General features: G+C 63.6%; 5 protein-coding genes and 1 pseudogene. 3 read left to right on the top strand and 3 right to left on the bottom strand.

Translation table 11 applies throughout. The features are described from left to right. Window positions 1-441: 441 nt before the first annotated feature. The 3 genes from ACVOLV_RS13915 to ACVOLV_RS13925 all read right to left on the bottom strand — a co-directional run bounded on the left by ACVOLV_RS13915 (window position 442) and on the right by ACVOLV_RS13925 (window position 7,502). Window positions 442-1,386 (bottom strand): 5'-nucleotidase, encoded by a 945-nt coding sequence (locus tag ACVOLV_RS13915; protein WP_481554916.1) that lies wholly within the window; start codon window positions 1,384-1,386, stop codon window positions 442-444. 76 nt (window positions 1,387-1,462) lie between these two features. Further along, window positions 1,463-2,227, bottom strand: coding sequence for an NAD kinase (locus ACVOLV_RS13920; protein WP_481554917.1), 765 nt, complete (start codon window positions 2,225-2,227; stop codon window positions 1,463-1,465). Window positions 2,228-2,519: 292 nt separating this feature from the next. Further along, a complete protein-coding gene (locus tag ACVOLV_RS13925; protein ID WP_481554918.1) occupies window positions 2,520-7,502 on the bottom strand; it encodes an NAD-glutamate dehydrogenase in 4,983 nt (1,660 codons plus the stop codon). Between the two features lie 246 nt (window positions 7,503-7,748). Between ACVOLV_RS13925 and ACVOLV_RS13930 the strand changes: the two genes are divergently transcribed. The 3 genes and pseudogenes from ACVOLV_RS13930 (at window position 7,749) to ACVOLV_RS13940 (ending at window position 12,769) form a co-directional block, all read left to right on the top strand. Next, the gene (locus ACVOLV_RS13930; protein ID WP_481554919.1) at window positions 7,749-8,411 is read left to right on the top strand and encodes a TetR/AcrR family transcriptional regulator; all 663 of its coding nucleotides are present in this window, start codon (window positions 7,749-7,751) and stop codon (window positions 8,409-8,411) included. After that, window positions 8,411-9,568, top strand: a pseudogene (locus tag ACVOLV_RS13935) (efflux RND transporter periplasmic adaptor subunit); the annotation flags it as partial. The gene ACVOLV_RS13930 and the pseudogene ACVOLV_RS13935, both read left to right, overlap by 1 nt. A 36-nt stretch (window positions 9,569-9,604) precedes the next feature. Beyond that, a complete protein-coding gene (locus ACVOLV_RS13940; RefSeq protein ID WP_481554920.1) occupies window positions 9,605-12,769 on the top strand; it encodes a multidrug efflux RND transporter permease subunit in 3,165 nt (1,054 codons plus the stop codon). The last annotated feature ends 132 nt before the right edge of the window (window positions 12,770-12,901 follow it).

A 12,901-nucleotide genomic window follows, 5' to 3' on the forward strand; every position in this document is an offset into this window, starting at 1 on the left:
CGCGACGGCACTGCGCAAGGGCGCGTTATGCGCCGTGCAGGAGAGACAATGCGTCCAGTCCCGCGCGGCGCGCGAAACACCCGGCCGCCACGCAGGGCAGCGCATAGGGAATGGCAGGTACATGACGCTACCGGTCGGGGAACAGGCCCCGCCCCTGGATCACCGGGTGGGTGCAGTGCGGGAGGGATCTGCTGCATTCGTGCAGATCAGGGCGCGGCAGGATTGCCGCTGGTTCAGCTGTGAACCCGCGAAAGCATCTTCATCCTAACATGTGGGGAATGTAGGGCTACAAGGCCGCGCTGGGCGCCGGATTGTGGGGGCGGCGTGAGCCGCGAAGCTGACCAAGCAAGAACGACTGATACCACAGCAATTGCACCTTACCTGCTGTCGGATAGATTGGTTGCTTCGCGGCTTACGCCGCTCCCACAACAAACGTCAGCTTTAGTCCGGATTTGCTACACCATGCGGGACATGCCCGGCTGCCACATGCTGGCGCGCGCTGTCGATATTGTGTTGCGAATCATCGAAGAAGATGTCGGCACCGAAGGCTTCAAGGAATGGGCCCTTGTGGCGGCCGCCGAGGAACAGCGCCTCATCCAGGCGCACGCCCCATTCGCGCAGGGTGCGGATCACGCGCTCGTGCGCGGGCGCCGAACGTGCGGTTACCAGCGCGGTGCGGATGGGTGCTGCTTCGCCAGCCGGGAATGCCGCCTGCAAGGCATGCAATGCCGAAAGGAAGTTGCGGAACGGGCCACCGCTGAGCGGTTCGTGCGCACGCTCGCGTTCGTGGCGGCCGAATGCCTCCACGCCCTGCTCGCGCGAAATACGCTCGCTCTCATCGCCAAAGATCACTGCGTCACCATCGAAGGCGATGCGCAGCTGGGTCTTGGAGCGACCGGTATCGGTTGCGGCAGCCGACGCAGTGGCCACGTCCTGCGCGCTCTGCGGCAGGATGGTGGCTGCGGCAATGCCGTTGACCAGGGCGCGCCGCACCGAATCCGGGTTGGCCGACAGGAACAGATCGGTGCCGAACGGTTTGACGTAAGGCCAGGTTGGCTCGCCGGCGGTAAAGGTGGCGCGCACGATATCCAGCTTGTAGTGCTGGATGGAGTTGAAGATGCGCAGGCCGGTGTCCGCGGAGTTGCGCGACAGCAGGATCACCTCGACGCGCGGCGTTTCCAGGGGGGCACCGTCATTCAAGGCCAGCAATTTGCGCACCACCGGAAACGCCACACCGGGCTTGAGCACATCATCCTCGTGCGCCCGTTGGTAGGCGGCATAGGCCTCCAGACCTTCGCGTTCGAACAAGGCATGGCCTTCTTCGAGATCGAACAGTGCGCGCGAAGTAACCGCGACGGTGAGAAGCCGGGGAGTGTTGTCACCCATGGACGATGAACCCAATACGATCAAGGAACGGGACCCAGTCTACCCGCAAGCGGCCCCGCTGCCGCCATTCCGGCGCTCAGACCATGAACTGCTCGCTCAGGATGCGCTCTTCCAGGTTGTGCTCAGGGTCGAACAGCAAGGTCACCTGGCGCTCGCGCGACTCGCGGATGGTCACTTCCACCACGTCGCGGGTTTCGTGCGAATCGGCGGTGACGCTGACCGGACGCTTGTAAGGATCGAGCACGCGGAAGCGCACTTCGGTCTCTGCCTTGAGGATTGCACCACGCCAGCGCCGCGGCCGGTAAGGGGCCAACGGGGTCAAGGCAATCGTGTTGGAGCCCAGCGGCAGGATCGGGCCGTGCGCCGAGTAGTTGTAGGCAGTGCTGCCGGCGGGTGTGGAGACCAGCACGCCGTCGCAGATCAGTTCTTCCACCCGTTGCTGGCCATTGAGGTCGATGCCGATATGCGCGGCCTGGCGGGTCTGGCGCAGCATTGAGACATCGTTATAGGCCAGCGAACCAGTGGTGGTCCCCGATTCGGTCAGCGCAATCATTTCCAGTGGCCGCAGATGGGCCGGCTCGGCCAAGGCCAGGCGCTGGATAAGATCGTCTTCGCGGTGATGGTTCATCAGGAAGCCAACCGTGCCCAGTTTCATGCCGAACACCGGTTTGCCCTTGCTGCCATGGCGATGCAGGGTCTGCAGCATGAAGCCGTCGCCGCCCAACGGGCAGATCACGTCCGCGTCTTCCGGGTTGTGGTCGCCATAACGGGCAGCCAGGCTGACCCGGGCCTGCTGGGCAGTCTCGACGGTACTGGCGAGGAATGCGATTCGGGGGGACACGGGCGCGTCTTTTCGTTCGGCTTGGAGGGCGAGGATAACCTGCTGGTGTAGTGACTGGTGCTTTCGTTTGCTTGGAAACTGAAGGCCAAAGCCAAGAGCTGCCCTCACCCCAACCCCTCTCCCGCAGGCGGGAGAGGGGCTAGTGCACCGCGAGCGCAGGCATCCTGCGCAATTGCAGCTGTAGCCCCTCTCCCGCCTGCGGGAGAGGGGCTGGGGTGAGGGCAGGCTTTTGACTTAACAAAAAAGAACGGGCCCTTTCGGGCCCGTTCTCCAAAACCAATGACCTACCGGCTTACGCGCCGTGCGCAGCCAACTGGCCCAAACGCTGCACCGCCACCGACACCGTCGGGTAGTCCAGCGTCTTCTGCTCAGCCAGCTCAGACAGCATCGCCAGGGTGAAACGCAGACCGCTGTCATCACGACCCAACCACGCAGCCACCTTGGCCTCCGCAGTGGCGCCCTTCATCGACAGCACCTGGCCAGCCAATGCACGCTGATGCGCGGCCAGCTCGTCGCGCAGCACGCCACGGGCAACCGCATGCCAACGGCCGTTGACCTCCAGCGCGTCGATCTGCTCGAACAGCCACGGCATCTGCAGGGCTTCGCCCAGGCGGAAGTGGACCTTGGACACGTCCACCGGCTTGAGCTTGCGCGGACGCGCCAGCTCAATGATGTCGAACGCCGGCTCCAGGAACTGCAGTTCGGACAGCTGCTGTGCCAGTGCCGCCGGCAAGCCCTTCTCCTTCCATGCCACAACGCTGGCCTCATAGGCCGGGCGCTGCGAATCCGGCAGCACGCCCGAGGCGACGCGGATGTCGTTGAACGGACCCTGGTAGCGATCCACCGCGGCGGTGATGCCCGGCATCGCACCCGGACGGGTCAGCAGCCAACGCACGAACGAACGCTGCAGCTTCCAGATCACTTCCAGTGCATCCACCTGCACCGCCTCGGGCAAGGTACCGTCGAGCGCGTCGATCTGCGTCCACAGTGCACGTGCGTCCAGCGTTTCACGGCTGATGGTGTAAGCCTTGGCGACCTCGGCCACGGTGCGGCCGGTGTCTTCCTGCATGCGCATCAGGAAGGTGGCACCCATGCGGTTGATGGTCTGGTTGGTCACCGCCGTGGCGATGATTTCGCGCTTCAGGCGGTGACGTTCCATCGCATCGGCGTACTTCTTCTGCAGCGGCTGCGGGAAATAACGCAGCAGCTCCTTGGACAGGTACGGGTCTTCCGGGATGTCCGACTCCAGCAGCTGCTGGAAGGCGACGATCTTGGAATACGACAGCAGCACTGCCAGCTCCGGACGGGTCAGGCCCTGGCCACGCAGCTTGCGTGCCGACAGCTCGGCGTCGGACGGCAGGAACTCGATCTGGCGATCCAGCAGGCCCTGCTTCTCCAGCGTGCGGATGAAGTGCTGCTTGGAGCCCAGGCGCTTGCTGCTCATCCGCTCCATCAGGCTCAACGCCTGGTTCTGGCGGTAGTTGTCCATCAGCACCAGCTCGCCAACCTCGTCGGTCATCGAGGCCAGCAGCTTGTTGCGCTGCTCCACGGTGAGCTTCTTGGCGCGCACCACATCGTTGAGCAGGATCTTGATGTTGACTTCGTGGTCGGAGGTATCAACACCGGCCGAGTTGTCGATGAAGTCGGTGTTGAGCAGCACACCAACCTGCGCGGCCTCGATGCGACCGAGCTGGGTCATGCCCAGGTTGCCGCCCTCGCCCACGATCTTGCAGCGCAGCTCGCCACCGTTGACGCGCAGGCCGTTGTTGGCGCGGTCGCCGACATCGGCATTGGTCTCGCTCGCCGATTTGACGTAGGTGCCGATGCCGCCGTTCCACAGCAGGTCGACCGGTGCCTTCAGCGCCGCATTGATCAGGTCGGTCGGGTTCATCGCCTTGACGCTGGCGTCGATGCCCAGTGCTTCACGCACTTCCGGGGTGATCTCGATCGACTTGAGCGAACGCGGGTAGATGCCGCCGCCCTTGCTGATCAGCTTGCTGTCGTAGTCGGCCCAGCTCGAACGCGGCACCTTGAACATGCGCGCGCGTTCCTTGAACGAGCTGGCAGCGGTCGGGTTCGGGTCGAGGAAGATGTGGCGGTGGTCGAAGGCACAGACCAGGCGGATCTTCTCGGACAGCAGCATGCCGTTGCCGAACACGTCGCCGGACATGTCGCCAACACCGACCACGGTGAAGTCCTGCTTCTGGCAATCGCGGCCCAGCGCACGGAAGTGGCGCTTGACCGATTCCCACGCACCACGTGCGGTGATGCCCATGCCCTTGTGGTCGTAACCAACCGAGCCACCGGAAGCAAACGCATCGTCCAGCCAGAAACCGTGCGCACGGGCGATGCCGTTGGCGGTATCGGAGAACGTGGCGGTGCCCTTGTCGGCGGCGACGACCAGGTACGGATCGTCCATGTCATGACGCACCACGCCCTGCGGCGGCACGATCTTGTTGTTGACGATGTTGTCGGTGATGTCGAGCAGGCCGTTGATGAAGCGCTTGTAGCAGGCCACGCCTTCGGCGAACCAGGCATCACGATCCACCGCCGGGTCCGGCAGCTGCTTGGCGAAGAAGCCGCCCTTGGAGCCGACCGGCACGATCACGGTGTTCTTCACCATCTGTGCCTTGACCAGGCCCAGCACCTCGGTGCGGAAGTCTTCGCGACGGTCCGACCAGCGCAGGCCACCACGGGCGACCGGGCCGAAGCGCAGATGGGTACCTTCCACGCGCGGGCCGCACACGAAGATTTCGCGGTACGGACGCGGCTTGGGCAGGTCCGGCACCTTGGCGGCGTCGAACTTGAAGCTGATGTAGTCGGCCGGGCCGCCATCGGCGCGCACGCCTTCCTTGCGGACCATGTAGTAGCTGGTACGCAGGGTGGCTTCGATCACGCCGATGAAGCTGCGCAGGATGCGGTCCTCGTCCAGGCTGGACACGCCGTCGAGCAGCTTGATCAGCACGTCGTGGACCAGCGCCATGCGCGCGGCACGGTCGCTCTTGCGCGCCTTGACCACGCCATCGAGCAGCTTGAGGGTGGCAGCATCGTCACCGGCCAGCTGCTTGAACTGGGCCAGCTGCGCATCCAGCACCGCCTTGTCGGCCGACGGGGTCGGCTCGAAGCGGGCTTCGAACAGTTCCACGATCAGGCGTGCCAGCAGCGGGTAGCGGTTGAAGGTGCCTTCCACATAGACCTGCGAGAACGGCACGCCGATCTGCAGCAGGTACTTGCAGTAGCCACGCAGCATCGACACCTGCCGCCAATCCAGCCCGGCGCCCAGCACCAGACGGTTGAAGCCATCGTTCTCGGCATCGCCGTGCCAGACGCGGGCGAAGGCATCGCTGAAGGCGGCATTGGCGCTGGCCGGGTCGATCGCACCAATGGTGGATTCGACCTCGAAGTCCTGCACGTAGACCGGCGCTTCATCGACCATCAACTTGTATGGACGCTCAGCGATCACGCGCAGGCCCATGTTCTCCATCATCGGCAGCACGTCGGACAGCGGAATATCTTCCAGCTGGCGGTACAGCTTCAGGCGCAGGCCATCGACCTCGTCACGACGGATTGCCTGCAAACTCAGACGCAGATCGTCCGGACCGGTCAATGCATCCAGCTGGGCGACGTCGGCTGCAGCGATTTCAGCGCTGGAGTCTTCGATGTAGCCGGCCGGCAATGCCTTGCCGATGCGCGAGGCAATGCGCAGGCCTTCAGCTTCGCCATGGCTGCCGACCAGCGCTTCGCGCAGATCGTCCTGCCAGTTGCGCAGCACGTGCGCCAGGCGCTTTTCCATGCCTTCCACGTCCAGCTCCAGGCTCTCTCCAGCCTTGGGGCGCACGATCAGGTGCACCTGGGCCAACGGTGAGTCGCCCAGCACCACGCTGGAATCGACGTATTCGCCGTGCAGCGCGTCCTTGAGCATGTTCTCGACGCGCAGGCGCACGTCGGTGTTGAAGCGCTCGCGCGGCAGGAACACCAGCGCCGAGATGAAGCGGCTGAACTTGTCGCGGCGCAGGAACAGGCGGCTACGCACGCGCTCCTGCAGGCCGAGCACGCCCATGGCGGTGCGGAACAGTTCGTCCTCGCTGGACTGGAACAGTTCTTCGCGCGGCAGCGACTCCAGGATGTGGCGCAGTGCCTTGCCGCTGTGGCTGGACAGGCTCAGGCCCGAACGTGCCATCACGTTTTCATAGCGCTGACGCACCAGCGGGATTTCCCACGGGCGGCGGTTGTAGGCGCTGGAGGTGAACAGACCGAGGAAGCGCTGCTCGCCGATGATCTTGCCCTTGGCGTCGAATTCCAGCACGCCGATGTAGTCCATGTAGCCGCCGCGATGGATATGCGAGCGGGCATTGGTCTTGGTCAGGATCAGTGCATCGTGCAGGCTGCTGGTGGCATTCAGACCTTCCGCCGCCAAGCCCTTGACCGGACGCGCGACCATCGTGTCCTTGCCGCGCATCAGGCCCAGGCCGGTGCCGTTCTGGGCGACCAGCACTTCTTCCTTGCCCTTCTTCTCCACCTTGTATTCGCGGTAACCGAAGAAGGTGAAATGGTTGTCGGCGGCCCAACGCAGGAACTCCTGCGCCTCGGCGCGCGAGGCCTTGCTCACCGGCAGCGGACGCTTACCGAGGTCTTCGGCCAGCGCCACCGCCTTGTCGGTCATCGGCTGCCAGTCATTGACGATGGCGCGCACGTCTTCCACCGCGCCACTGACGCGCTTGGCAACCGCATCCAGCGCATCGGCCGGCTGGCGGTCGATCTCCAGCAGCATCACCGATTCCAGCTTGCCCTCGCCCACGCCGCTGAGCTTGCCAGCCTTGTCGCGCGCGATGCTGATCACCGGATGGCCCAGCACGTGTACGCCAATGCCCTGCTCGGCCAGTGCCAGCGTCACCGTGTCCACCAGGAACGGCATGTCGTCGTTGACGATCTGCAGCACGGTATGTGCCGATTCCCAACCGTCCGCCTTCAGCGTCGGGTTGAACACGCGCACATTGGCCTTGCCCGGCTTGCGGGTGCGAGCGAATTCCAGCATGCCCGCGGCCAGCACCGCCCAATCATCGGCCGAGTGCAGCGTGAACTCATCGGCTTCCATGCGCTTGTAGAAAGCTGTAGCAAATGCCACCGCCTGCGCCTGCGCGGCCGCAGCGGGATAACGCTTCCGCAAGGCTGCAAATACCGGTTCTAGCGAGAGGCCAGCTTCCGCGATGTTCTGCTTCACAGCTGGTTTGGATTTCGTCTTTACGGACTTGGCAGCACTGTTTTGCGATTTCATGGCAGAGCTTTGGGTGTTGCTCGTTTGGAGAAACCGCGATTGTATCGCTGGTAACAAAAAGAACCTTGCTGCAGGGCCGCATTATCTGCATCGCGATTCAACGCCGAATGGTAGCAACCGCCATGTTCTTGCGGTTACGCGATCACCGAACGATGTCCGCCACCTGAATCTCGTTTGCTCACGGGACAGAGTGAAAGACGAATTACGTTGCGGTGTTTCTGAACTGGACGGTATAGTCCACCGCTTATGCAATCCCCCTCAGCCAACCCCGCGCCAATCGACGCGCGCGACCAGCGCGTGCTCGAAGCGGTGCGTGAGCTGTTGGCCGAGCAAGGCATACGCTTGAGTATGGATGCAGTCGCCTCTGCAGCCGGCTGTTCCAAGCAGACGCTCTACAGCCGTTATGGCTGCAAGCGCGAATTATTACGGCAGGCAATGCAGCTGCATGTCTCCACCGCGACCGCCGCGTTATCTGTATGTGAAGACAAACCGCTGCATGAAACCGTGCTCGACTTCGCAGTCGACTATCTTGAGCATCGCAACAAGCCCAGCGCACGCCGTACCGCACAGTTGATTGGTGCCAGCGTCCACGAATTCCGCGACGAAGCGCAGTTCATGTACCAGGGAAGCAGCGAAGCGCTACGCAAGCATGTGGCTGAATGGATGCACACCGAGATGCAGCGTGGGCGCCTCAAGCATGACGACCCGCAGTTCATGGCCGAGCTGCTGATCAGCATGATTGCTGGCCAGGATTTCGAAAGACAGCGCTTTCACGCCCCCTACCGCGATGATCCACAACAGCGTCGCCGCTGGGCCGAATTTGCCACCGATGGCTTTCTACGCGCCTTTGCCTGCGTGTACGAAGCCGCCGCAGCACCAAATAAAAACAACACCCGGAGTTCCTCCTGATGACCGCCCCACTCCGTCTTCTCGCCCTCACCTGTGCAGCGACACTGAGCCTTGCAGCCTGCAAGAAACCGCAGGAGCAAGCCGCCCCTCCTCCGCAGGAGGTTGGCGTGGTAGACGCCACTCCCCAGACCCTGCCTTTGCAGCGTGAGTTGGTTGGCCGCCTGTCGCCGTTCCGCTCCGCCGACGTGCGTGCCCGCGTGGCCGGCGTACTGCAGAAGCGCGTCTATGAGGAAGGCAGCACGGTCAAGGAAGGCCAGGTGCTGTTCCTGATCGATCCAGCACCGCTGCAGGCCTCGCTGGCGTCGGCCGAAGGTGCACTGGCTTCGGCCCGCGCCACCTACGTCAACGCCCGCGCCACCGCCAACCGCGCCCGCTCGCTGGCACCGCAGAGTTATGTGTCCAAGTCGGACCTGGACAGCGCCGAAGCCGCCGAGCGCTCCTCGGCAGCTGCCGTGCAGCAGGCCGAAGCGGCGGTCACCACCGCCCGCATCAACCTTGGCTATGCACGCGTCAGCGCGCCGATCGCCGGCCAGGCCGGCAAGCAGCAGGTCACCGAAGGTGCGCTGGTTGGCCAGGGTGATGTGACCCTGCTGACCACCGTCGACCAGATCGATCCGCTGTACGTGAACTTCTCGATGACCGCCGACGAACTGAGCCTGCTGCGCGCAGCCCAGGACAAGGGCGCGGTGGCGTTGGCCGGCGACGGCAAGACCACCGTGCAGGTCAACCTGCCCGATGGCAGCGCCTATGGTCACGAAGGCACCCTGGACTTCTCCTCGACCACGGTTGATCCGGCCACCGGCACCGTATCGTTGCGGGCACAGCTGCCCAACCCCGACCACATCCTGCTGCCGGGTTCGTTCGTCAGCTTCAAGGCCAACCTCGGCGAGCGCCACAACGCGTTCCTGGTACCGCAGCAGGCCGTGCAGCGTGATACCCAGGGCGGCTATGTGCTGATCGTCGGCAAGGACGGCAAGGTCGTGCGCAAGAACGTCAGCCTGGACAACCAGCAGGGCGGCAACTGGCTGGTTTCCTCCGGTCTGGCTGCTGGCGACAAGATCATTGTTTCCGGTGTCCAGAAGGTCAAGGAAGGCGCACCGGCCACGGCCAAGCCGTGGCAGCCCGATGCTGCCAAGCCCGCCGCTGGCGCGCCGGCTGCAACCCCGGAAAAGAAGGAATAACGGGACTCCGTCATGCCTAAATTTTTCATCGAGCATCCCGTCTTCGCCTGGGTGGTGGCGATCCTGATCTCGCTTGGCGGTGTGATCTCGATCCTCAACCTGGGTATCGAGTCCTACCCCAGCGTGGCGCCACCGCAAGTGACCGTCACTGCCAACTACCCGGGCGCAAGCGCGTCCACCGCGGAAAAATCGGTCACCCAGGTGATCGAGCAACAGCTGACCGGCATCGACAACCTGATGTACTTCAGCTCGTCGTCGTCCTCCACCGGCCGCGTCACCATCACCCTGACCTTCGACAGCGGCACCGATGCCGATATCGCCCAGGTGCAGGTGCAGAACAAGGTGTCGCTGGCAACCCCGCGCCTGCCTTCGGAAGTGACCAAGCAGGGCGTGGTGGTGGCCAAGGCCAACGCCGGCTTCCTGATGGCCATCGGCGTACGTTCGGATGACGGCACGGTCGACCGCGATGCGCTGAACGACATCGTTGGTGCGCGCGTGCTGGAACAGGTTTCGCGTGTTCCCGGCGTCGGCAGCACCCAGCAGTTCGGTTCCGAATACGCAATGCGCGTATGGCTGAACCCGGAAAAGCTGCAGGGTTACCACTTGTCGGCAACCGACGTGTACAACGCCATCGGCACCCAGAACCTGCAGTTCGCTGCCGGCTCGGTGGGCGGCGACCCGGCCCCCAACGGCCAGGCCTTCACCGCAACCGTGGCCGCCGAAGGCCGCTACAGCTCGCCGGAAGAGTTCGAGAACACCATCCTGCGGGCCAACAACGACGGCAGCGTGGTCAAGCTGAAGGATGTCGCCACGGTTTCCTTCGGTGCATCCAACTATGGCTTCGACACCAAGTACAACGGCAAGCCTGTGGCGGTGTTCGCCATCCAGCTGCTGCCCGGTGCCAATGCACTGGACGTGTCCGAGGCCGTGCGCTCGAAGATGGATGAGCTGGCCCCGAGCTTCCCGCCCGGCGTGAGCTGGTTCACCCCGTACGACAGCACCACCTTCGTCACCATCTCGATCGAAGAAGTGGTCCACACCCTGGTCGAAGCCATCATCCTGGTGTTCCTGGTGATGCTGGTGTTCCTGCAGAACTTCCGCGCCACCATCATCCCCACCCTGGTCATCCCGGTGGCCCTGCTCGGCACCTTCATGGGCATGCTGGCGATCGGCTTCACCATCAACCAGCTGACCCTGTTCGCGATGGTGCTGGCAATCGGCATCGTGGTCGATGACGCCATCGTCGTCATCGAGAACGTCGAACGCATCATGACCGAGGAAAAACTCGATCCGAAGCCGGCGACGCAGAAAGCCATGGGCCAGATCACCGGCGCCGTGGTTGCCATCACCGTGGTGCTGGCGGCGGTGTTCATTCCGTCTGCGCTGCAGCCGGGTGCATCGGGTGAGATCTACAAGCAGTTCGCACTGACCATCGCCATGGCGATGGCCTTCTCCGCCCTGCTCGCACTGACCTTCACCCCGGCGCTGTGTGCGGCCTTCCTCAAGCCCACCCACAACGACAACCCGAACTGGGTCTACCGCACCTTCAACAAGTACTACGGCAAGCTGGAAAAGAGCTACGTCGGCACCGTCGGTGGCGTCATCAAGCACGCCCCGCGCTGGCTGATGGTGTTCGCCCTGCTGCTGGTGTTGTGCGGCTTCCTGTTCACCCGTCTGCCCGGCAGCTTCCTGCCGGAAGAAGACCAGGGCTATGCACTGGCCATCGTGCAGCTGCCGCCGGGTGCTACCAAGACCCGTACCAGCGCCGTATTCGATCAGCTGTTGGGCACCTTGCAGGACGAGGAAGCCTTTGAAGGCCTGATGCAGATCACCGGCTTCAGCTTCATCGGTGCTGGTGAGAACGTGGGTATGGCCTTCGTCCGCCTCAAGGACTGGAGCGAGCGCAAGGAAACCGCGCCCGAGTTCATCCAGAAAATGAACAAGAAGGCCTACGGCATCAAGGATGCACAGATCTTCTTCGTCAACCTGCCAACCGTGCAGGGCCTGGGTCAGTTCGGCGGCTTCGACATGTGGCTGCAGGACCGTACCGGCGCAGGCCAGGACGCCTTGATGGATGCGCGCAACACCTTGTTGGGAGCAGCCAGCCAGGACAAATCGCTGGTTGGCGTACGTCCCAACACCTTGGAAAACGCACCGCAGCTGCAGTTGAAGGTTGATCGCGTGCAGGCCCAGGCCATGGGCGTGTCGGTCAATGACGTCTATACCGCCATCCAGATGATGCTGGCACCGGTCTACGTCAATGACTTCTTCTATGGTGGCCGCATCAAGCGCGTCAACATGCAGGCCGACGCGGCCTACCGCACCGGCCCGGAATCGCTGAACAGCTATTTCGTACCGAGCTCGCTGAGCAAGGATGCAACCGGCCAGCCGGCGATGATCCCGCTCAGCGCGGTGGTCAAGTCCGAGTGGATCTATGCGCCGCCGGCACTGAACCGCTACAACGGCTATTCGGCGGTCAACATCGTCGGTGCGCCGGCGCCGGGCGGCAGTTCCGGTCAGGCCATGAGCACCATGGAACGGCTGGTGCACGACGACCTGCCGGTGGGCTTCGGCTTCGACTGGTCGGGCATGTCCTATCAGGAAATCCTCGCCGGTAACGCGGCAACGCTGCTGATGGTGTTGTCGATCGTGGTGGTGTTCCTGTGCTTGGCCGCACTGTATGAAAGCTGGTCGATCCCGGTCTCGGTGCTGCTGGTGGTGCCGATCGGCATCCTCGGTGCGGTGGTGTTCTCGCTGATGCGCGGCCTGCCGAACGATCTGTACTTCAAGATCGGCATGGTGACGGTGATTGGCCTGGCGGCGAAGAACGCGATTCTTATCGTCGAGTTCGCGGTGGAGCAGCGTGCTGCCGGCAAAACCCTGCGTGAAGCGACCATCGAAGCAGCGCATCTGCGTTTCCGCCCGATCCTGATGACCTCGTTCGCCTTCATCCTCGGCGTGCTGCCGATGGCGATCTCCACCGGTGCCGGCGCCAATGCACGTCACTCTCTGGGTACTGGCGTGATCGGCGGCATGTTGTTCGCCACCGTGATCGGCGTGCTGCTGATTCCGCTGTTCTTCGTGAGCGTGCGGCGCATGCTCGGTGACAAGCTGGACGAACAGTCCAAGGAGTTCATCGAACAGCACAAGGTGCACGCGGTTCAGAAAGACCGCTGATAGAAAAGCCCCGGCAATGCCGGGGCTTTTTCTTCTCGGTAGTGGGGGGCGCGGCGGGGGCGCGGGCGGACGGGGGGGCCACCGGCCGCGCCCGGGGGGGGGGCGCCCCGAGGGGCTGGGGTATGGCCCACA

It is taken from the genome of Stenotrophomonas sp. STEN023, from assembly GCF_056760135.1.